We start from the raw sequence: 22,545 nt of genomic DNA, 5'->3' as shown, positions 1-22,545 counted from the left end.
AGCTTGCCCGGCTCTTACTTAGCCGGGCATTTTATTTATTATGCATACCAATCTGTTAAAGGAGCTTTGTGAAGTTTTTGCCCCTTCCGGAGATGAAGGGAAAATGAAAGAATTCATCATCAGCTATGTGGAGAGGGAGATGTCTGGCTGGAAGGTACAGCCTGAAATTATAGCAGGTGAAGCCCTACAAGATTGCCTGATTTTACGGTTTGGCAAGCCTCGCACTGCTGTTTTTGCCCATATGGATTCAATCGGGTTCACCGTACGTTACCAGGATCAGCTCATTCCCATAGGAAGCCCAGAGGTAAAAGATGGTTATAAGCTGTCCGGAGAAGATGCCCTGGGCCCGGTGATCTGCGAACTTAAAGTGCAGCAGCAAAAAAAAGATAAAAAGAAAAAACTCCACTATAAGTTTGGCCGGGGTATAGCAAGCGGTACCAACCTGGTATTTGACTGTTACTTTAAAGAAAAGAAAAAATACATCACATCTTCTTATCTGGACAACCGCCTGGGAGTTTATAACATGTTGAAACTGGCTGAAACCCTGGAGGATGGCCTGATAGTGTTTAGCTGCTGTGAGGAACAGGGCGGCGGATCCGTACCTTTTTTGCTGGACTATATCATGAAGCATTGCCCGGTGAAACAATGCCTAGTGGCAGACATCACCTGGGTCACAGAGGGCGTAAAACATGGAGAAGGTGCTGTAATATCCTTAAGAGACCGAAACATTCCTCGTCGTCCCTTTGTAAATAAAATCATAAAGCTGGCCGAAGAATCTGAAGTAGCTTTCCAGTTGGAAGTGGAGAGAGAAGGCTCCAGCGATGGTCGTGAAATTCATATGTCGCCCTATCCTCTGGACTGGTGCTTCGTAGGAGTTCCTATTGCCAACGCCCATACACCTCATGAGAAGGTGCATAAAAAAGATATTCAAAGTTATTTAGACATTTACCACCACCTGATGCTAAGTTTGTAATATGAAAATTAATGATAAATCCTTTGTTCCTTTTATAGAAGAAAACAAGATACAGGAAACCATTCGTAACATAGCTCAGGCAATTAATAAAGACTATGCCGGACGCAAACCTATACTGGTAGCTGTACTAAACGGAGCATTTATGTTTGCTTCTGACCTCGTAAAATGTCTGGAGATTGAGGTGGAGGTCAGTTTTGTAAAGGTAAAATCTTATCAGGGTACACAAAGCAGCGGAAAAGTAAAGCAGCTTTTTGGGCTGGATACTCCGCTGGAAGGTAAAGACATCATTCTTCTGGAAGATATTGTAGACACCGGATTCACTGTACAACATCTCATCAAGGTACTTGAGGAAAAACGACCCGCCAGCATCAGCATTGCCAGCCTGCTTTTCAAACCTGATGCACTACAAACTCCGGTAGACTTAAAATACAAAGGAATAGAAATACCAAATAAATTTGTGGTAGGCTACGGACTTGATTATGATGGATTCGGGCGTCAGTACAAAGAAATTTATCGTCTGGAAGAGTAGATCCTTTTGCTGTATTTTACAATAATATTATTATTAGTACCCTGTAGCGTTTATATTTGCCAGCTTAGCACAGCAGACATTGAATTTTTCATTAAAACAACATCGCCATGCTTAATATCGTACTTTTTGGCCCTCCCGGTGCTGGGAAAGGAACACAAAGCGAAAAACTGATCAAACATTATAATTTACTGCATATCTCTACGGGTGATCTTTTCAGAAAACATCTGGGTGAGGGCACTGCCCTAGGACAAAAAGCCAAAAGCTACATGGATGAGGGTAAGCTTGTACCCGACCAGCTCGTAGTGGACATGGTTGACGTTAAACTTCAGGAAAATCACGATGCCTCGGGTATTATCTTTGATGGTTTCCCCCGTACCATTCCACAGGCTGAAGCATTGGATAAACTTTTAGAGAGCAAAGATATGCCTATCGTGGCAACAATAATGCTGGAAGTTCCGGATGAAGAGCTGATCAATCGTCTGCTGGAAAGAGGCAAAACTTCGGGAAGAACAGACGATCAGGATCGCACGAAAATTGAAACCCGCCTGAATGTATACAAGGATGAGACACTCCCGGTAGCCAATTACTACAAAGAACAAAGCAAGCTTGCCAAAGTCAATGGTGTAGGAGCAATTGATGATATTTTCCAGCGTATTGCAAAAGAAATTGATGCTAAAAAAGCATAACCGAAGTACCTGGTTGAACTTTTGGGCTATGCTTGGCCTTTGAATGAATAGTATTTCACCCATTAATTTTTTCCAGCTTGGCCTCATCCAACTTCATTGATTATGTAAAATTCTGTGCCCGTTCAGGCAAAGGCGGGGCAGGCTCCGCCCACCTCAGGCGAGAAAAATTCGTTCCTAAAGGGGGGCCGGATGGAGGCGATGGTGGAAGAGGAGGCCATATTATCTTGCGTGGTAATGCGCAGCACTGGACACTACTGCACCTCAAATACCAGAAGCATGTCATCGCTGAGAAAGGAGAAAATGGAGGGGCAGGCAGGAAGACCGGTGCCCAGGGTGAAGATGTAATTCTGGATGTCCCGCTAGGCACTGTAGCTAAGCATGCCGAAAGTGGAGAAGTGGTCGGAGAAATCACCGAGGATGGACAGGAGTTTATCTTGCTGGAAGGCGGTCGTGGAGGCTTAGGCAATGATCACTTTAAAACATCAACCTTTCAGACCCCTCGCTTTGCTCAACCTGGGGAGCCAGGCAAAGAAGAATGGTTTATACTGGAACTGAAAGTGCTGGCTGATGTCGGGCTCATTGGTTTCCCAAATGCCGGTAAATCTACTTTGTTGTCGGTGATTTCTGCAGCCCGACCGGAAATTGCAGATTACCCTTTCACTACCCTCACCCCTAACCTGGGGGTAGTAGAATACAGGCAGTATAAGTCGTTTGTAGTAGCAGACATTCCGGGTATCATAGAAGGGGCAGCTGAAGGCAAAGGATTAGGAACCCGCTTTTTACGACATATTGAGCGAAACGCCATTCTTCTATTCATGATTCCTGCTGACAGCAAAGACATCAATCAGGAATATGAGACTCTTCTGAACGAATTGGAGCGCTATAATCCCGAAATGCTGGACAAAAAACGCATGTTAGCCATCACAAAATCCGATCTGTTGGATGAGGAGTTAGCTCAGGAGATGAAAGAAGAAATTACCATAGATATACCTTATATTTTTATTTCGGCAGTAGCAGAGAAGAATATCAGTCAGCTCAAAGATATGCTGTGGCAGGCCTTACAGTAGTAAGTGGCATGTCATCTTGTCACTACTTTCACCATTGGCAAAATAGTTGACCTTTTCATTCGGTAGTCAATTATTTAATAAATAATTATGGTTATGGCTCATAATGAATCTGAAGAAAACAAGCAACATACTGAAGTAACTGCTGAAGAGAGTATGAAAGAGCAATCCAATATGGAAAAAGAAAATACACATTCAATACACGAAGAGGCTGACAAAGCTTCTGATCAAAATATGGAGACTGACGATACGACAGAGCAGGATGATACTGTTCAAAAGCTAGAAGAGGAAGTATCAGCTGCTAAGGATAAGTATCTGCGCTTGTATGCCGAGTTTGAAAACTATCGCAAACGTACGTCTAAGGAAAGGTTAGATTTGGTCAAAACTGCCAATGAAGAATTGATTCTGGACTTACTTACGGTAGTGGATGACCTTGAACGTTCTCTCCAGATCTTTGAAAACAAAGAAGAAGTGGCGCCTATGTATGAAGGCATCAGCCTGGTCAGCCAAAAATTTCACAAAGTTCTGACACAAAAGGGCCTCAAACCTATGGAAGTAGGTCCTGGAAATGACTTTGACAGTGACTATCACGAAGCAGTAGCACAAACCCCTGCTCCCGAAGATAAGCTAAAGGGTAAGATTGTGGATGTAGTGGAGAAAGGATATTTTTTGGGAGAAAAGGTATTACGCTATGCTAAAGTTGTAATTGGACAATAAAGCTTTATGGCAAAAAGAGACTATTACGAAATATTAGGGCTCTCTCGGGATGCTTCCCAGGATGAAATAAAGAAGGCTTATCGGAAAACAGCCATTAAATTTCATCCGGATAAGAATCCTGATAATCCCGAAGCAGAAGACAAATTTAAGGAAGCAGCAGAAGCCTATGAGGTGCTGCGTGACCCTGACAAAAGAGCGCGTTACGACCGCTTTGGTCATCAGGGTGTAGGAAGTGGCGCCGGCGGAGGCTTCGGTGGCGGAGGGATGAGCATGGATGATATCTTCTCTCAGTTCGGAGATATCTTCGGAGGCTCAGCCTTTGAAAGTTTCTTTGGAGGCAGCGGCGGTCGTGGTCAGCGTCAACGTAAAGGTTCAAACCTGCGTATCAAGCTGAAATTAACGCTTCAGGAAGTAGCTCTGGGAGTTGAGAAGAAAATAAAAGTTAAGCGATACGTTGCCTGTGATGTCTGTAATGGTAACGGAGCCAAAAATGGCACTGCGGTTACTACCTGTCATACCTGTAACGGTACCGGTCAGGTAAGAAAAGTAGTCAATACGATGCTGGGCCAAATGGTTTCTGCCAACACCTGCCCTACCTGTGGTGGCGAAGGTAAAACCATTGACGAAAGATGTGGTAATTGTCATGGCGAAGGACGCGTGCTGCAGGAAGAGATAATTCCTGTAAAAATACCTGAAGGTGTAGGTGAAGGCATGCAGCTTTCTATGTCAGGCAAAGGAAACATGCCCAAACGCGGTGGGGTTCCCGGTGATCTGCTCATCGTAATTGAAGAGGCTGAAGATGAATTTCTGAAAAGAGATGGTTCTAATGTAATATATGACCTCCACCTCAGTTTTGTAGATGTTACACTAGGTACCTCTGTGGAAGTCCCCACTATTGATGGAAGCGTAAAAATTAAAATTGAACCGGGTACACAAAGTGGAAAAATCCTCAGACTCAGAGGCAAAGGTATTAAAGAAATTAATGGATACGGACAAGGAGACCAACTGATCCATGTAAATGTCTGGACGCCAAAATCTGTAAGTGATAATGAGAGAAAGATACTCAATGAGCTTAGAGACTCTCCTAACTTTAAACCTAATCCGGAAAAATCTGACAAAAGCTTCTTTGAGCGGATGAAAGAATTTTTCTAAAGACTTTAACTTTTCAGAATCATATAAAGAAAGCAATGTGTCAAGCATTGCTTTTTTTTATTAGTTATGTGCTAAGAGCAACCTGATTGTGATTGTTTCGTATTCAAGTACATGAAAGTTTTATTAGTATTGATCACAAGTACAATACTGACTGTAGCAGGAGGAAGAGCGCAAACTAAGCAGCATTATCACGTATTGCCAGTAGATGAACAGCAGGTAGTAAGATTAGTGATGAATGCGCCATCTGTTTCTTGCCGCATCAATTCAACGTATAATATGCGTGCGGTAAGCATATATGGTTATCCCGAAGATCAAGATTTCAACCCTATTGTCACCAATGAAGTAAGTAATAACGAACATCTGGTAAAGTTAAAGTTTGAAGACCCTACAGAAAATTTTACTTCAAGTATTTCCAGTAGGGTATTCGGACAACAAAATAATGGAGGGGATAAGCCCTGGCATGTTTATCTTTCGCGCGGCATCCCTTTTAATCTGGATTTGCACTATGGTATGGGTAACTCTTCAGTAGACTTATCCGGCTTATCGGTTGAGAGTTTTAAAATTAATACCGGAAGTGCTGATGTGAAGGTAGGCTATTTTGCCAATGTATCTAACCGTATTCCTATGGATACTTTTTATGCTAAAGTGGACATGGGCGTGCTGGAACTTGATCAACTTAACCTATCTCGTGCCAGGGAAGTTGTAGCTGATGTTGGCTTTGGTAAATTGTTGATGCATTTCAGTGAGCATGCTGCTGATAAAAGTAATATCAAAGCAAGTGTAGGCGCAGGAAGTATGGAAGTGATGCTGGATGACCCTGACATACCTTTGATTGTTTATGTGAACAATTCTCCGCTATGTCGTATTAAAATGCTCAAGCATTTCAAAGAGATTGAGCCCAATGTATATGTGAATGAAAGCTATGATGAGGAGGCAACAAATCTGATTAGCTTTGACATTGATGTAGCTATGGGTAATGTCACTTTTAAAATGAAAGAGTGATTAATTTTGTTGATTTAGTTTAAAATAAATAATAAGGCGTAATCAGTAATTACGCCTTTTTTTGTTGGCATCCCATTACGACTAAGATATATTTACAGTAAAATTTTTTTTAGAGTCAGATATGAACATTCTTGAGGCGGATCAAATAAGTAAGAAATATGCCAAACACGAGGCTCTTCGTGAGGTTAGCCTGCAAATACCCCAGCAGGCTATTTTTGGTTTATTAGGACCTAATGGAGCAGGCAAAACCACCTTAATCCGTATCATCAACCAGATCATCAATGCTGATAGCGGTGCTATTTATATTAAAGGAGAAAAACTAAGGCCTAAGCATATTGCTGATATTGGCTATCTGCCCGAGGAGCGGGGGCTCTATCCTAAAATGAAAGTTGGCGAACACCTTTTGTATCTTGCACAGTTAAAAGGCCTGAAGGCAGGCGAAGCCATCCACCGTATCAACGATTGGTTTGACAGGCTTAATATCAGCGGATGGAGCGAAAAAAAGATAGAGGACCTTTCCAAAGGCATGCAGCAAAAAATTCAGTTCATCGCTACGGTAGTGCACGAACCAGACCTGATTATTCTGGATGAACCCTTCACGGGTTTTGACCCGGTAAATGCCAACCTTATCAAAGATGAAATTCTTAAGCTGAGAGAAAACGGAAAAACAATTATTTTTTCTACCCACCGTATGGAATCAGTTGAAGAAATGTGCAGCCATGTGGCGCTTATCCATAAAGCAGAAAAAATATTGGATGGTACCAAAGCAGAGATCAAAAACCGCTATCGTACCAATACCTTTCTGGTGACCCACAGTGGTACGCTCAATGGCCTGAACATTGACTATGAACTCCTTGAGGAAAGAGCTTTGGAAAATGGAGACCTGTATTCTACATTACAGATTGACCCTTCCTACGCCCCCAACGATTTGCTAAGAGAACTAATTAACTGTGTAGAAGTACACTCCTTCCAGGAGAAGATTCCCAGCATGAACGAGATTTTTATCAGAGAAGTACAAGAAAACTAATATGAATAAGATAGGACTAATCATCAAGCGTGAGTACCTGACCAGAGTGCGTAAGAAGTCGTTTATCATCATGACCCTGATCGGACCATTGGTCTTTGCGGCTATTGTAATAGTACCGGTATGGTTAGCCTCCATGGATAGCTCTGATACTAAGATTATCGCTGTGGTGGATGAAAGTGGATTGCTGGCCGAAAGCTTTCTCAACTCAGTTGCAGGTGAAGACAATATCATTTACCAATATGTGACTGAGCCGGTAGAAAGCGCTAAAGAAGAAGTAAGCCGGGGGCAACAATTCGGTTTACTCTACATTCCTCAGATTGATGTAGAAAATCCGGACGGCATTACGCTTTTTTCTGAAAGTAGCCCAAGCCTGAGTATGATCAATGGCATAGAGCGCATGCTTCAGGACAAAATTAAAAATATCAAGCTGGAGCGCTCTAACATCAGTAGAGAAACGCTGGAACAGTTGGAAACAAATATCAACATACAAACCATAAGTCTGACTGAAGCGGGAGAGCAGCAAGGGGACGCCGGAGTGGCTTCCGTGGTGGGCTATGTGGGAGCATTTCTGATTTATACTTTTATTTTCCTGTATGGCGCGCAGGTGATGAGGGGTGTAATGGAGGAAAAGTCAAACCGTATTGTAGAAGTTGTCATGTCTTCTGTACGCCCCTTTCAACTGATGATGGGAAAAATCATTGGTGTAGCTTCGGTTGGCCTCACTCAATTCCTCCTCTGGATAGCTCTGACTTTTGGTTTGGCTACTGTATTTCTGCAGGGTTTTAGTCCTGAGGACCTGATACAGCAACGCAACGAGCAACTTAGTCAGGGAATGCCTGAGGCAAATCAGGCCCAATCTGAAATGGCTATGGGCTTACAGGAAGCGCTGGCATCTCTGGATGTTACAGGCTTTGTGCTTACTTTTCTTTTTTATTTCCTGGGAGGGTATTTGCTTTACGGAGCACTTTTCGCCGCTATTGGTTCAGCATCAGATTCCAATACTGATACGCAGCAGTTTATGCTTCCGATCTCTACCCCCCTTATTCTCTCTATCGTAACCTTGGGAGCAGTACTAAACGAACCCAACGGTACGCTGGCGATATGGCTTTCTATGATACCTTTTACTGCACCGGTAACGATGATGATGCGGGTACCTTTTGGCATACCAACCTGGCAACTGATACTGTCCATGGCGCTACTGGTAGGCGGATTCATTTTCACCACCTGGATTGCCGGAAGGATCTATCGTGTCGGCATACTTATGCATGGTGCTAAGGTCAATTACAAAGTGATGGCAAAATGGCTGTTATCCAATCAGTAATTTGGCAGAAGCAATTGCAAAGCACTAATATTCTTAAGGGTACGAATAATTTATTGCCTCATATTCGTTAATTTAGATGTGTATGGCTATACCCAAACCACATAGGCCAGTAGAAAACTGATTTCGTACATGAAGAATCGTGTTTATTCCAAAGAAAAGGTGGATAACATCTATCAGAAAAAGAATACCGTAAAGATTATAGTGCTGGTCTTTGCCACACTCATTGCTGGCGGTTCTGTTTATTACACCAATAGCCTGGTAGAAGAGTTAAAAGAAAGAGAAAGAAGTTTCATTAACCTTTATGCTGAAACACTGGAAATGGTAGCCAACTCTGAGGGTGATGATATTCCTTTTCTTTTTCAGCAGGTCATAGTACCCAATAACAGTATTCCGGTCATACTTACCGATAGCTATGGTAACTATATAGAGGGGCGAAATCTGGGCCTCAAAGACTCTTTTAGTGAAGAAAAGAAGGCTCGTATCATTGAAGAACAGCTTGAGGAAATGCGAGAGCTACATGATCATATAGAAATCGTGCTTACCAATCCAACTACCGGAATGGTTGATGGCTATCAGTTTGTGTACTACAAGAATTCTTTCCTCCTCACTCAGTTGCAGTACTACCCTTACGTGCAGCTTTCAGTTATCGCTGTTTTTATCTTGCTTACCTACACAGTATTCAGTTACTCAAGGCGCGCAGAACAAAACCGTGTGTGGATTGGTATGGCCAAAGAAACCGCTCACCAACTGGGCACTCCTCTCTCCTCTCTGATGGCCTGGCTGGAATTTTTCCGCTCCGACCCCGACCGTTATGACCCCGCCATCATCAAAGAACTGGATAAAGACATACAACGTCTGGAAATGATCACTTCCCGCTTTTCCAGCATTGGGTCCGTTCCTACCCTCAAGAATGAAAATATCAGTGCCACCATCAAGAGTACCCTCAACTATCTGGAGAAACGGATTTCTACCAAAGTCAAAATGCAGGTGCACAGTGCTTCAGATGACATAGAAGTGATGTTAAACCGTCCGCTTTTTGAGTGGGTGATTGAAAATATCTGTAAAAACGCAGTAGATGCAATGAGCGGAGTTGGTAACATCAACATCCACATCAACCAGGAGAAGAACAAGGTAATTATTGATATAGCAGACACTGGAAAAGGGATTCATAAATCTAAGATCAATCAGGTTTTCACTCCCGGTTATACCACCAAAAAGCGTGGCTGGGGATTAGGCTTGTCATTGGCACAACGAATCATTGAAAACTACCACCGGGGAAAAATCTTTGTCAAAGATTCTGAAATAGACGTAGGAACTACCTTCCGTATTATACTTCATACCGAGAAAAAGCAGATAAATGGGAAAAAAACTCAAAACAAACCGGAGCTGATGGAAGAGCATTAGCCTTTTCCCCTCGTTCATCTCAGTTTTTTTCCTGTTCGTCCACTATTTTTTTATAACCTATTATAGCTGGGCTATCTTCAGCATAAATTCTTTCATATCTCCCGACAAAATGATAACAATTGAAGGGCAGACTTGTATTGGTTTATATTATTAATCTGAATACAGACAACTATGTTAAAACGCCTTGCATTTTTTAAAAAACAAACGCTCGTATTTTTTTTACTTTTTGGCATTTCAATACCCCTAATTGCACAGGAGGACGCACCTCAGGAAACTTTATTTGGAGATTTTACCATCACCAACTCCGGAGGTTACGGAGGTCCGGCAGTACGGCTTTCAGCAATTAGTGGCGATTTTGCGGCATTTTTTGGGGGTTATGGAGGCTGGTTTGTCAACAAAAAATTCATGATTGGTGGTGGTGGCTTTGGCCTGGTCAATAACCTCCCTGTACCTGAAGATGTGAGAGTTGATCCTAATCTGGATTTGCATTATGATATGGGTTATGGCGGATTTATGTTTGAATATGTGTTGAGCTCAGACCGTATTTTACATCTGATGACCAATGTATTGGTAGGAGGAGGTAGTGTAGAACAAGACTTTGAAGGAGCAGGTGACTTTACTAACACAGAGAGTGCTTTCTTCGTTTTTGAACCGGGCGCTCATCTGGAAGTCAATGTCGCTCCTTTCTTCAGAGTGGCCGGAGGCATTACCTATCGCCTGGTGAGTGGCTCTGATACCATCGGTATACAGGATAGCGATCTGAGCAGTATGAGTGTTGGGCTTAGTTTGAAATTTGGTTATTTTGACTAATGATTCCCCAGCGATCCCGGCGTTTACAGGTCTATCAGTACGTACTAATTGCTATCGCAGCAATTAGCCTGCTGCTTCCCGGTATATTTATCCTCAAAGCGATTTTTACTGGCAGTGAGTGGACTATTGCCAGGGAAAGCCTTCTCATTTACGATATCATCTTCACTTTTACAGTATCGGCGGCTATTTTCGCAGCCAACATTACTACAGTCCGTGGTCTGGATAATTTCATGCCCTGGAATCGTTATGTTGGCAAACGAATCATCCTTGAGATTCTGATCACTTCATTCAATGCCATACTGATCATAACGCTGTGGACTTACCTCTATTTTTTTATTCTTTCTTTAGAAGATACACAGTTTGCGCCTTCCTTATTTGATAACATCATCATCGCACTTATTGTCAATATTATCGCTACATCTATCATGGAAGGCAGCGCTTTCTTCAGGGCATGGAAAACATCCCTTATTGAGTCAGAGCGTCTGCAAAAAGAGCACCTGAGAACACAATACGAAGCGTTGAAAAACCAGGTTAATCCGCATTTTCTATTCAACAGTCTGAATACTTTATCTTCACTGGTACACACTAACCCCGACCTGGCAGAAGAGTTTATTGATGAATTTGCCCGATTCTACCGTTATATTCTGGAAATAAAAGACAAAAGCCTGGTAAGTCTTGAGGAAGAATTAAGTATGATGGAATCATATGTTTATTTGCAAAAAATCCGCTTTGGCAACGCTCTAATAATAAAAAATTCTATTGAACCAGAGCATATGCACCATAAGCTTCCGCCACTAAGTCTGCAAATTTTGGTAGAAAACGCAATCAAACATAATGTGCTAAGTGCAGATCAACCTTTGATCATCCAACTAGAGGTAGCAAACCATTGCTTACGCATCATCAATAATTTGCAGAAAAGAGAAGAAAATATTTACTCTACTGGAATAGGGATTTATAATCTGAAGGAGAAATACCGCATTCTTACCACCGCTACGCCTGAATTTTATCCTGAAGAAGCACGGTACATAGCCAGTATTCCGCTGCTCCAAAATCACTTTTGACATGCAAGTACTCATTATTGAAGATGAAAAACCCGCTGCTGATAAGCTGATCCGCAGCCTCCAACATATTGATAGTAAAATTGAAGTTACGGCTACACTGGCTTCCATCAAACAGGCCGTAAGCTGGTTTCAGGAAAATCGTGCTGACCTCATATTTTTGGATATTCATCTATCCGATGGTGTTTCTTTCAAAATTTTTGAGCAATTGCAACAGTTAGGAATTGAGCATATTCAAACCCCCATCATCTTCACTACGGCTTATGACGAGTATGCAATAGAAGCATTCAAGCTGAATAGTATTGATTACCTTCTCAAGCCAGTGAGCCGAAGAGATTTGGAAGCAAGTTTACGAAAATACCAACGTTTACAGGGACAAAATCAGCCACCGCAGCAGGATTTAAAGTCACTGCTGGATAGCCTGCGCAAGCCTGCATATAAGAAAAGATTTATGGTGAGTTTTGGCCAAAGGATGAAAAGCATTGATACTGATCAGATCGCTTACTTCTATGCCCATGATAAACTGGTGCAGATGCTCACCTTAGATAAGCAGAAGTATGTTGTAGATCATACTATACAGCAGCTTGATGATATGCTTGACCCTGACTCTTTCTTTCGCATCAACCGCAAATTTATTGTCAATATAGAGGCCATTGTAGAAATGCACAGCTACTCTAAAAGTAGAGTAAAGCTTGATCTCCGACCAGAAAGCCCTATGGAGGCGGTAGTTAGTGTAGAGCGTTCGTCTGATTTTAAGTCGTGGCTAGATCGTTAAAAATTACTAGCTTTGTACAAACCATTTTTATGATTCCGTTAGAACATTATTTTATACTCAGTGCGCTCCTGCTTTGCATCGGTTTGGCAATCATTATTGTCAAGAAAAATGCGATCGTAGTACTAATGGGGATTGAACTTATCTTTAATGCCGCCAATATCAACCTGGTAGCTTTCAGCCAGTACGATGCAAACCTGTTACAGGGACAGACATTTGCACTTTTTGTCATTATCATAGCTGCAGCTGAAGCAGCAGTAGCCATGGCCATAGTGCTGAAGATTTATAATTTCTATAAGACTTCCAATCTGAACGAAGTCAACGAAATGAAAGAATGAATAAGCATGTTGTTATAAAAACAAAGATGGTTTTTGATAGAAAAAATTTATCTTTAGTAAATGAAACTAGAAGAAGAAATCAAGCAAAGAAAGTTTAGCAGTGAAAAACACAAAGTCATCATTAACCTGATGTACACTGGTAACTGGGTATATTCCATCAACAAATCCATTCTCAAGCAATACAATATCTCTCCTGAACAATATAATGTATTGCGCATCCTGAGAGGTCAGTACCCCAATCCTTCTTCTGTCATGCTCCTTAATGAACGTATGCTGGACAAGATGTCTAACGTATCGCGCATCGTAGAAAAGCTGCGAGTTAAAAATCTCTTGATACGCGAAGAGTGTCCGGCAGACCGTCGTCAGGTAGATATTACCATCACCGATGAAGGTTTATCTTTACTGAAACAAATAGATAAAAACAGCCCAATCTCAGAACATGCTGCTCAAAACCTTAGCCCTGAAGAAGCGGCTCAGCTCAATGAACTTCTGGATAAAGTAAGAGGATAACCAAATAATATTCTACATATTTCTATATACAGAAAATACAAGGGTTATTTTTGCAAAGTATGTAAAAATCAATTTTACTTTATTTAGATATATCCATCCTATTTTTTATTGAATACATTCAATATCGTCCTTCTAATTTCAAATAAAATCTTCCTACTTCATTTCTTACAATAATTAAAGCAAATCTCCTATTCTCTCAATATTAATGATTCAATATACAATATTGTTTAAATAACTTTTTTTAATATAAAAAATTGCATATTTATTATTTTTTAGCTTTATATTTGCAAAATATATAATAATACAGAATTAAAATTTATCTGTGTTAGATTCTTACTTTCTATAAGCCAATAACTTTCTTAGAAACTCTGCAGGAGTGGCACAAGTCTTTTTGCTCTATCAGCTACTTAGTTATTGACAAATAAATACCTACACTATGAGAAAAATTATACTCTTATGGGTATGCCTTTTTTTGGGTCTTACCCCCTTACTCGCTCAGGAACGTACAGTCTCCGGAACAGTAAGCTCTGAAGATGAGGGACCTTTGCCAGGAGTAAGTGTACTGGTAAAAGGCACCACCACGGGTACTGTGACAGATGTAAATGGTAAATACAGAATTACCTTACCTGGTGAAACAGGCACTTTGGTTTTTTCTTCAGTCAGCTACACTACAGAAGAAGTAATTGTTGGTAATCGCTCAACCATTGATTTGGTAATGGTTCAGGATATCAAGTCGTTGAGTGAAGTGATTGTGACAGCAGTAGGCATTGAACGTGAGAAAAAAGCATTAGGATATGCTGTTACTGAAATTGAAGGTAATGCCATCTCTCAAAAATCCGAGCCGGATATCGCACGTGCACTCAATGGAAAAGTTGCCGGAGTGACTGTACAGGGAGCAGGCGGCGCTATCGGAGGAAATACCAATATTATCATTCGTGGTAATTCATCACTTACAGGTAATAATCAACCTCTTTATGTGGTTGATGGTGTTCCTTTTGACAATTCTACGCTAGGCTTTGACCCTGCTTCAGGAAACACGGTTACCAACCGTGCATTTGATCTGGACCCCAACAATATTGAGTCCATGACAGTACTCAAAGGTGCTGCTGCAGCAGCATTGTATGGTTCAAGGGCTCAGAACGGGGCTATCATTATTACTACCAAAGCCAATAGTAGTGCAACTAAAAAAGGCCTTGAGGTAACTTACAATGCTTCCTTTGGTTTGGAAGAGGTAGCCTCTATTCCTGATTATCAGACTACCTATGGTCAGGGAGGTAATGGTAATGTGTATATTGAGCAGTACTTCGGCTCGTTTGGTGCACCTTACACCGCATACGACTCAGTACCTCACCCCTATACAAATCCTGGCCTGGGACCTTTACTCCAGAGCCCTTCCTACCAGGCAGTTGCTACCAGAGGTGATAATGTAGCTTATGAACCTCATACCGATAAATACCGAAATTATTTTCAAACCGGAAGTCTGTTAGAACAGGCTATTAACATTCGTTCCGGCGGAGCTACTACTAATCTCTCGGCAGGTATCTCCTGGACCAAGAATCAGGGTATCATTCCCAACTCTAAGATCAACCGCTACACCGCAAACTTTGGAGGAAACGCACAGTTGGAAAACGGCCTATTTCTTAGTGGAGCTATTAATTATGTAAAGACAGCTAAAGAAAACCCGGCTATGGGTAGTGCTAACTTCGGAGGCTCCAACCAATCTGCCAGTCAACTGGCCCTCTGGATGCCTACTAGCTTTAATGCTGAAGCCTATCCTTATCAGAGAGAAGAAGATGGTGGCGCTATGTACTACCGAACGGTGAATAGCCCCTACTGGGTTGCTGATAACTCCCAGGATGATAGTGAAGTAGATAGGGTATATGGTAACCTTAAGTTAGGTTATGATATTAAAGAGTGGCTTACCATAAGCTATCAGCTTGGATTCAATGCCTACACAGACAGACGCCAGTTTATTATTCAGCCGGGAGGCTTTGGTAGCGCCATTGAACAGTCCGGCATCATCCGTAATAGTAATTACTATCGCGCAGAACTTGACGGTAACTTACTGATTTCAACTGATAATGCTATTGGTACTGATTTTAACCTACGCACCATCACTGGCTGGAACTTTAATCAGCGTACGCAACAACAGGAAATCGTAGAAGGAAATGGAATTATTGAAAGAGGAATCAACACACTGAACAATACCTCTGCACAGTTTGTCGTAGATGATAGGTTTATTCAACGTAGGTTTACCGGTATTTTTACAGACATTTCTCTCTCTTTTCGCGACTATGCATTTCTAAATGTTACTGCCCGCAATGACTGGTCATCTACTCTTCCGGAAGACAATCGCAGTTACTTTTATCCTGGAGTAAGCACTTCTCTTATTTTTACAGATGCCTTTGACCTGAATGGTGGATTACTATCTTTCGGAAAAATACGTGCAGGTATTGCCCAGGTAGGTAATGATGCTGAACCTTACCTAACCAGCAGTAATTTTCTCGTAAATCAGGCTGTCAGTGGTAGTAGTACACAGTTTCCATTTACCAACCAGTTTGGTACTATCAATGGCTCTACACTGAATGATAACAGAGGCAACCCACTGCTTAAGCCTGAACTCACTACTGAATGGGAGATAGGTACCGACCTGCAGTTTTTAAACGGTCTTATTGGAGTTGACTTTACTTATTATAACCGTACTACCAGAAATGGAATTACCCAGATCAATGTACCGCCTTCCTCCGGATCTGCCACCCAGGTAGTCAATATCGGTAAGGTAAGAAACAGAGGTATAGAATTAGGCCTGGACATTACGCCAATTTCTACCGGGGCATTCAACTGGAATATGTATGCTGCTTTTACACGCAACCGCAACGAAGTGCTTGAACTGGCTCCCGGAGTTGACCAGATCGTTTTAACGCAAAGTGCAGGAAGTAGTGAGATTGTTCAGATTGCACATCGTAACGGTCAACCCTACGGTGTACTCATTGGCAGAGAAGCTATCCGCGATGCTGACGGAGACTTGTTAATAGATGGCTTACCCGGACAAACCTACGGTAAGTACCTGGATAATCCTGATCCCCAGGTTATCGGTGACCCTAATCCTGACTTCACTTTAGGTCTGACCAATACTATTTCTTATAAAGGAATTCAGTTTAGCTTTTTATTTGATTGGGTACAGGGTGGAGACCTGTATTCCAAGTCAAACCGTGAAATCGTGGGAAGAGGCCTGACCGATGACACTGGAGATCGTATGGTATCCCGCATTATGCCAGGCTATATCGCACAGCGAAATCCTGATGGCAGCCTCGCACGTGACGAAGCGGGCAATTACCTCGCTGCCACTGATGCTGAGGGTAATAAAATCCGTAACACGGTCAATATTTCAAATTTCAACTGGTGGTATAATAGAGGAGGTTTTGGTTGGAATGCTGCTGAGGAGTTTCACACTTTTGATGCAACTGTTATACGCCTTAGAGAAGTAGCATTAAATTATTCTCTACCCGCTACCATACTGGAAAGTACACCCTTTGGCTCAGCCACTATAGGCTTCAGTGGAAGAAACCTCTGGTTTGAAGCTCCCGGGTTCCACGATGGCCTTAACCTTGACCCTGAAACCAGCTCATTTGCTGGGCAGCGAGGCATTGATTTCATCGGAGTACCTTCTACCCGTCGCTACAGTGTAAATGTATCACTGACCTTCTAAAACTGACTACACTATGAAAGACATAAAAAAAATCATACTCTATGCATTCATTTTTTTCTCTACCTCTTGTGGAGAAAATCCTTTAGACATCAACCAGGACCCTAATGTGTCTACCAATCTGGTACTGTCTAATACTTTAGGCTTCGCAGAGGTTTCTCTGGTTTCCAGTCTTATGGAAGAGTTAAATACCAATGCCGGTACTTTTAGCCGTATGTGGTATACCACAGCCATCCGGGATTATGATCAGACGCAAGGGACTTACTCTTCTGTTTGGACAAATATATATGCCGGACCTTTGGCCGATTTACAAACCATTATTGACAATGCCGAGGAAACTGACTCTGGGTACATTGGGATTGCACGATTGCTCAAAGCTTACACCTTTAGTGTTTTAGTGGACCTTTTTGGTGACATACCTTATTCAGAAGCACTGAATGAAGAAATTCCGTTTCCGGCGCTGGACAATGGCGCAAACATCTATCAGGATTTACTTACCGAAATTGACCTTGCATTGACGGAACTGGACCAGCATGATGGACTTATTGAAGGTGATTTAATCTACGGAGGGGATTTAGCAAAGTGGGAAACCTTGGGAAATACCCTGAAATTAAAACTGTATGCTCAAACAAGGCTGGAAGGCTCTATTGACTCAGAAAGTGGTTTTAGCAGCCTCATTGATGGAAATATCATGAATGATATTGATGATGATTTCCAACTGGAATATGGGTCGCAGCAAACGCCTTTTCAAAACCGCCACCCTTTGCATGTAAACCATTACAACCAGGCTACTGCCTACTGGATGGATAATTGGACAATGGCTAACCTACTCAATAATGGAATCGTAAGCTCCACTACCGGCTTGCCAGTGTCATATCGCAGCTTAGAAGACCCAAGACTGCCTTATTATATCTTCCGGCAGGTGCCTGATGATGCGGGCGGTGCAGTCGCTACCTGCCAGGGAGGAGGCTGTCCAATTGGCTTGCTCGGCAACGGATACTTGGGAAGAGATGCCGGTGACCCCTCAGCATTCTCCAATGAAGGAGCCCTGATCGCTACTTTTGGCGTATATCCGGTAGGAGGCTTGGTAGATATGGGCAATCCTAAGACTGTAGATGCCTCTGATGGTACCGGGCAAGGGATTTTTCCTATGATCACTGCCTACATGGTGAAGTTTCTGCATGCTGAAATGGCGCTAACCACTTCTGTTAGTGGAGACCCTTTACTATTGCTGGAAGAGGGAATACGTATTTCTATGGAAAAAGTGAAGGATTATGGCGCGGAGCAATATCCTGCTGTGACAGGAACCGCACAGGAAATTACTGAAGCGGATATCAGCACTTATCTGAATGAAGTAAGATCAGCATATAATGCTGCCACTTCTGACGACGAACGGCTCAATATCATTATGACTGAGTATCAGCTGGCATTGTGGGGAAATGGTATAGAGGCATATAATAATTTCCGCCGTACAGGCTTCCCGAATTTTGATATTACCGCTCCTGTTATGGGTAATCCTCCTTATCCGCTGCGCTTCATCATACCCGTATCAGAACTGGAAACTAATCCTGAATTAGCCGATTACTCTCCTGATCCTTTTGAACCGATCTTCTGGGATGTTGACTAAACTATTAATATTTACGCTTATGAGACCTATAAATATTCTTTATATACTAAGTTTTTTGCTGTTCATCTCTGCTTGTTCTGAAGAAGATTCTATCCGTATGCCTGACTATGAAGTAGGGATTATCGCGCAAGCTGATATTGCTCCCGACAAATACTTTTTCAATGCTGATCAGTTGGAAACTACTGAAATTGAGTTTGACCTCAATTACGAAGGTTTTGATACGCATCAAGCTGAAAGCATTGAGCTGTTTATCAGCAATGGCCCTCAAACTGTTTCTCTGGGTAGTTTCAACAGCTTCCCTTCTACCCTTACCATAAGCGCTGAAGAAGCGTACAGTTATTTTGGTGAAAGTATTGAAGATTTTGATGACGATGGTAGCGGTAGAGATGAATTTCAGTTTACCTATAGCATCACTACTACTGATGGCACTGAATATTCAGAATACGGACAGTACTATACGTACAACCCTTCTCTTGATGGACGTTTTACCGGTAGATATGCTCAATTTTATACTAATCTACCTGGGTTTGGCGTACTGATTTTTGATGTCAGACCTCCCAATCCGGCATATCCGAATGAGAATTGATCCTTAACCAATAAATTAACTCAAACCGGCTATCAACATTGATAAGCCGGTTTTTTGTTAAGTAGTACGATTGACAATTCAGCACTTCTGGCCTGGCAACTCATCTTATTATCATGGATTCTGATTTGTATCAGGAGAGGCCCCCAGAGAGTCAGGATTATCAAATGTGGATTGACCTTCCAGCCAGTTAGGAAAAACTTCTCCTAAACCTTCCAGTACAAACTGCATGGCTACCGCAGCTACCAGTACTCCCAAAATTCTGGTAAATACTGTAAAAACCAGATCATCCGTACTTTTCTCTACCACATGAGAAAAGGTAAAGATTAAAAACAGCATCAGCATAGTGATCACCAACACCGCTGATAAACCCAAGCTATCCATGGGTCCATCGGCCCTTGAGCTAAACAGTATAACCGTAGTAATTGAGCCTGGACCAGCTAATAAAGGTACCACCAGAGGTACTATGATCTTACGAAAACGCTGCTTGGAAATCTGAAAGGAAGTGTTTCCTTCTTCTTGCCGTTCTTCCAGTTGAGTTGCCTGCCCTTTGATCATAGAGAGTGCGGTCTGGAAGAGTAATATCCCTCCGGCCACCTTGAAAACTGCCACATCTATACTAAAAAATCCAAGCACCGCCTGACTTACATTGAGAAAGATCAACAGCACCACCGTAGCAGTAATGGTGGTCAGAAGTGCTACCTGAAACTTGACACGACGGCTCGCATCATTCATCAGCTCGGACCAAAAGGGTACCAGGCCCACCGGATTAACAATAGCAAGCATTGCTGCCACAAAATTGAGTATAAGATTCCAATTTAAATTCATGCCCTTATGCCCGACAAGACTATGCCAATTCATTTTTCTGTGGCATAAGTAGTCATTTGAAACCATAAAAACATATGTGAAAAATGTATCCCTGTCTACTGTGGAATCAGTTGCGCATCCTTCGTATTTTTTTGTGTATATTTTACCAAACACCACAACCTATGCACCGAAGAAATTTTTTACAGCGATCCGGACTGGCAATTTTGGCCATTCCTTCATTTTTTAGTTTTTCACATCATAAAAGAGACTACCCCCCTCACCTCAAACTAGCACTTAATGCCTATTCATTTAATCAGGCACTACGTGAGGGTAGCATGAAACTTGACGATCTGCTGGACTTCTGTGCCAGCCTGGCTTTTGATGCCCTTGACCCTACCGCTTACTATTTTCCCGGTTATCCTGAAGTACCGGATGATCATTTTCTATACGATTTCAAACGTAAAGCCTATGAACGAGGACTGGCCATCAGCGGTACAGGTGTTAGAAATGACTTTACCCTCTCTGATAAAGAAAAGAGGGAAACGGATTTCCAGTTAATTGAAAACTGGGTAATAGCTGCTGCTAAAATTGGTGCGCCCTCCTTACGGGTGTTTGCCGGAAAAGAAATCAATGAGCGCGATGCATGGAAAAAAGCAAGAAAAAGACTGATTGAGGGGCTAAAGCGAAGTGCTGACCTGGGTGGCAAACATGGAATTATGATCAATCTGCAAAACCACTACGAGTTTCTGAAAACTGCCGACGAAGTGGAAGAAGTTTTGCAGGAAGTACAGCATCCCTGGCTGGGACTGATGCTGGATATTGGCAGTCTGAGAGACAATCCTTACGAAGAGGTACGCCAACTTGCGCCTTACGCCCGCAGCTGGCAGGTGAAGGAAGAAGTGTATGTCAATGGTAAGCCTGAGAAAACAGATATCAAGCGAATTGTTTCCATTGCCAGAGACTCCAATTACCGCGGTTACTTTCCTCTGGAAACATTAGGTGAAGGTGATCCTAAACAAAAAGTCAAAGCGCTATTGCAGGAAGCTCAGTTCGCGATTGAGGTATAGCATCTTGGCGGGCTAAGCTATCTTTTCCGGAGGCTACTAATATCCGATAAACGGAATCTCATCAAAGTCCTTGAGCATGATATCCTTGTATGAGACCTGTGATGGACCTCCGTCAGTAGCTACCCTGGGATATACCTGCAGGCAGATATTACCGGCATGTTGATAAGCTTCCGGCACCAGACTTTCTGCTGCTTTGATACCATTAACATAAACCGTTATCTGTTCATCAAAAGCAAAAATCTCCATCATGTTCCAGTCATTGTAGTCTACCAGACCGGCAAAAGCGCGAGCATGGGTGTTAATGGAGCCGGTAGGATGTGCCCAGGTAAGGCCGGGGGCATCGTACACATTAACCTCCAGCCCTACATCCAGGCTGACCTCCTCAGCATCAGGTTGCAGACGGATAAACACACCACTGTTATCTTCATAAGCGATTTTGAATTTCAGGCTCAGATAAAAGTTTTTGTAGGTACTGTCCGTACAAAGATACCCTCCCTCTGAGCCACGACTGTCTCCGGTGATCTGCTCATCCAGCACTGCCCAGCTGGCGTTATTGAGGGTATGCCAGCCTTCCAGGTTTTCCCCATTAAAAACAGGGACTTTATTCCGCTTGTAAGTAGAATGCATGTAATCATCTATCAGAGGCTGAGTAATTGAAGAAGGAGCCAGTTCCTTCAGCTCAATATTACGGAAGCTTACCTCTCCCTGTTCACCCCAGGGCGCCTGCAATGCGATAGCTCCCTGCATGCTACGACGACTAAAAGTTTCTGCTACCTCCTGATCATTCACTTTTACCTGTATATGATCTCCATCGGCAAGGATATGCAGTTGGTTCCAGCCCTCCGGCTCTATACTTTCAGTCCAGAAGGCTCGCGCCAGAAAGTCTATCGTTCCACTGGGGTTTTGTATGTCTGAACGGTTATCCAGATTGATCTCATACCCACTGCTGGTAGGGTCGCTGCTTCTTTGGGTAGGCACACGAACGGCTACGCCACTATTGGCTCCCGACTTAAGTTTATACTCGGCCCGTAATTCAAAGTTAGCAGGATGTGCCGTTGAAAATAACCAACCGGCAGCGTCAGCATTGCGCCTGATTGTTAGTACGCTGTTTTCAACACTTGCCTCAGCGCTCCCCACACTGCTCCAGCCTTCCAGGTTTTCTCCATTGAAAAGGGGCTGCCACTCCTGTGACTTTACCGCAATGGTTTCTGTTTCGTTTTGAGAAGGTGTGCATGCTCCAAAGTAAAGGAGGCAAACGAAAACTACTAGCTGAGTGGACTTAAACTGATAATGATTTTTCAGGTAATTCATCATGAGGTTGCTATAGAAAAGCAATTTAATAAAAAGCCGCATACATCCCAGATGAAGCAATAATTTCCAATATTCTCCTGC

21 protein-coding genes are annotated in these 22,545 nt (G+C 42.5%); 19 read left to right on the top strand and 2 right to left on the bottom strand.

Features of this window, described 5'->3' with window-relative positions; translation table 11 throughout:
* Positions 1 to 40: 40 nt before the first annotated feature.
* The 18 genes from WJR50_RS11770 to WJR50_RS11685 all read left to right on the top strand — a co-directional run bounded on the left by WJR50_RS11770 (position 41) and on the right by WJR50_RS11685 (position 19,282).
* Positions 41 to 973 (top strand): M20/M25/M40 family metallo-hydrolase, encoded by a 933-nt coding sequence (locus tag WJR50_RS11770; RefSeq protein WP_341293474.1) that lies wholly within the window; start codon positions 41 to 43, stop codon positions 971 to 973.
* A 1-nt stretch (position 974) separates the two neighbouring features.
* Complete coding sequence (gene hpt, locus WJR50_RS11765; RefSeq protein WP_341293473.1) at positions 975 to 1,502, top strand: hypoxanthine phosphoribosyltransferase; 528 nt, start codon at positions 975 to 977, stop codon at positions 1,500 to 1,502.
* A 107-nt stretch (positions 1,503 to 1,609) separates the two neighbouring features.
* Positions 1,610 to 2,188, top strand: a complete 579-nt coding sequence (locus WJR50_RS11760; protein WP_341293472.1) for an adenylate kinase — start codon at positions 1,610 to 1,612, stop codon at positions 2,186 to 2,188.
* Positions 2,189 to 2,265: 77 nt separating this feature from the next.
* Positions 2,266 to 3,255, top strand: coding sequence for a GTPase ObgE (gene obgE, locus WJR50_RS11755; RefSeq protein WP_341293471.1), 990 nt, complete (start codon positions 2,266 to 2,268; stop codon positions 3,253 to 3,255).
* Positions 3,256 to 3,348: 93 nt separating this feature from the next.
* Positions 3,349 to 3,969 (top strand): nucleotide exchange factor GrpE, encoded by a 621-nt coding sequence (locus tag WJR50_RS11750; protein WP_341293470.1) that lies wholly within the window; start codon positions 3,349 to 3,351, stop codon positions 3,967 to 3,969.
* A 6-nt stretch (positions 3,970 to 3,975) separates the two neighbouring features.
* Entirely contained in the window at positions 3,976 to 5,121 is a 1,146-nt protein-coding gene (dnaJ, locus tag WJR50_RS11745) for a molecular chaperone DnaJ (RefSeq protein ID WP_341293469.1), read from the top strand.
* Positions 5,122 to 5,232: 111 nt separating this feature from the next.
* Entirely contained in the window at positions 5,233 to 6,123 is an 891-nt protein-coding gene (locus tag WJR50_RS11740; RefSeq protein ID WP_341293468.1) for a toast rack family protein, read from the top strand.
* Between the two features lie 121 nt (positions 6,124 to 6,244).
* Positions 6,245 to 7,150 carry an ABC transporter ATP-binding protein gene (locus tag WJR50_RS11735; RefSeq protein ID WP_341293467.1) on the top strand — a complete coding sequence of 302 codons (906 nt, stop codon included), beginning with the start codon at positions 6,245 to 6,247 and terminating at the stop codon, positions 7,148 to 7,150.
* A gap of 1 nt (position 7,151) precedes the next feature.
* On the top strand, positions 7,152 to 8,471 hold the full coding sequence (locus WJR50_RS11730; protein WP_341293466.1) for an ABC transporter permease: 1,320 nt from the start codon (positions 7,152 to 7,154) through the stop codon (positions 8,469 to 8,471).
* Between the two features lie 129 nt (positions 8,472 to 8,600).
* Entirely contained in the window at positions 8,601 to 9,875 is a 1,275-nt protein-coding gene (locus WJR50_RS11725) for a sensor histidine kinase (protein ID WP_341293465.1), read from the top strand.
* Between the two features lie 171 nt (positions 9,876 to 10,046).
* Positions 10,047 to 10,685 (top strand): hypothetical protein, encoded by a 639-nt coding sequence (locus WJR50_RS11720; protein ID WP_341293464.1) that lies wholly within the window; start codon positions 10,047 to 10,049, stop codon positions 10,683 to 10,685.
* On the top strand, positions 10,685 to 11,746 hold the full coding sequence (locus WJR50_RS11715; protein ID WP_341293463.1) for a sensor histidine kinase: 1,062 nt from the start codon (positions 10,685 to 10,687) through the stop codon (positions 11,744 to 11,746). The genes WJR50_RS11720 and WJR50_RS11715 overlap by 1 nt, the downstream gene beginning before the upstream one ends.
* A gap of 1 nt (position 11,747) precedes the next feature.
* Positions 11,748 to 12,518, top strand: coding sequence for a LytR/AlgR family response regulator transcription factor (locus tag WJR50_RS11710; RefSeq protein WP_341293462.1), 771 nt, complete (start codon positions 11,748 to 11,750; stop codon positions 12,516 to 12,518).
* A gap of 29 nt (positions 12,519 to 12,547) precedes the next feature.
* Positions 12,548 to 12,853 (top strand): NADH-quinone oxidoreductase subunit NuoK, encoded by a 306-nt coding sequence (gene nuoK / locus WJR50_RS11705; protein WP_341293461.1) that lies wholly within the window; start codon positions 12,548 to 12,550, stop codon positions 12,851 to 12,853.
* Positions 12,854 to 12,913: 60 nt separating this feature from the next.
* Complete coding sequence (locus tag WJR50_RS11700) at positions 12,914 to 13,363, top strand: MarR family winged helix-turn-helix transcriptional regulator (protein ID WP_341293460.1); 450 nt, start codon at positions 12,914 to 12,916, stop codon at positions 13,361 to 13,363.
* 436 nt (positions 13,364 to 13,799) lie between these two features.
* Positions 13,800 to 17,072 carry a SusC/RagA family TonB-linked outer membrane protein gene (locus WJR50_RS11695; protein ID WP_341293459.1) on the top strand — a complete coding sequence of 1,091 codons (3,273 nt, stop codon included), beginning with the start codon at positions 13,800 to 13,802 and terminating at the stop codon, positions 17,070 to 17,072.
* Positions 17,073 to 17,085: 13 nt separating this feature from the next.
* Positions 17,086 to 18,696 (top strand): SusD/RagB family nutrient-binding outer membrane lipoprotein, encoded by a 1,611-nt coding sequence (locus WJR50_RS11690; protein WP_341293458.1) that lies wholly within the window; start codon positions 17,086 to 17,088, stop codon positions 18,694 to 18,696.
* Positions 18,697 to 18,715: 19 nt separating this feature from the next.
* Entirely contained in the window at positions 18,716 to 19,282 is a 567-nt protein-coding gene (locus WJR50_RS11685) for a hypothetical protein (protein ID WP_341293457.1), read from the top strand.
* 111 nt (positions 19,283 to 19,393) lie between these two features.
* On the opposite strand, the gene WJR50_RS11680 is transcribed toward WJR50_RS11685, so the two are convergent.
* Entirely contained in the window at positions 19,394 to 20,107 is a 714-nt protein-coding gene (locus tag WJR50_RS11680; protein WP_341293456.1) for a MarC family protein, read from the bottom strand.
* 161 nt (positions 20,108 to 20,268) lie between these two features.
* On the opposite strand from WJR50_RS11680, the gene WJR50_RS11675 reads away from it, so the two are divergent.
* The gene (locus tag WJR50_RS11675) at positions 20,269 to 21,153 is read left to right on the top strand and encodes a sugar phosphate isomerase/epimerase family protein (protein WP_341293455.1); all 885 of its coding nucleotides are present in this window, start codon (positions 20,269 to 20,271) and stop codon (positions 21,151 to 21,153) included.
* 36 nt (positions 21,154 to 21,189) lie between these two features.
* Here WJR50_RS11675 and WJR50_RS11670 read toward each other — a convergent pair whose 3' ends face one another.
* The gene (locus WJR50_RS11670; RefSeq protein ID WP_341293454.1) at positions 21,190 to 22,467 is read right to left on the bottom strand and encodes a 3-keto-disaccharide hydrolase; all 1,278 of its coding nucleotides are present in this window, start codon (positions 22,465 to 22,467) and stop codon (positions 21,190 to 21,192) included.
* Positions 22,468 to 22,545: the final 78 nt, after the last annotated feature.

Origin of the sequence: Catalinimonas locisalis, from assembly GCF_038039535.1 — a bacterium.
Taxonomy (GTDB): Bacteria; Bacteroidota; Bacteroidia; order Cytophagales; family Cyclobacteriaceae; genus Catalinimonas.
This window is presented reverse-complemented; position numbering and strand designations above follow the sequence as displayed.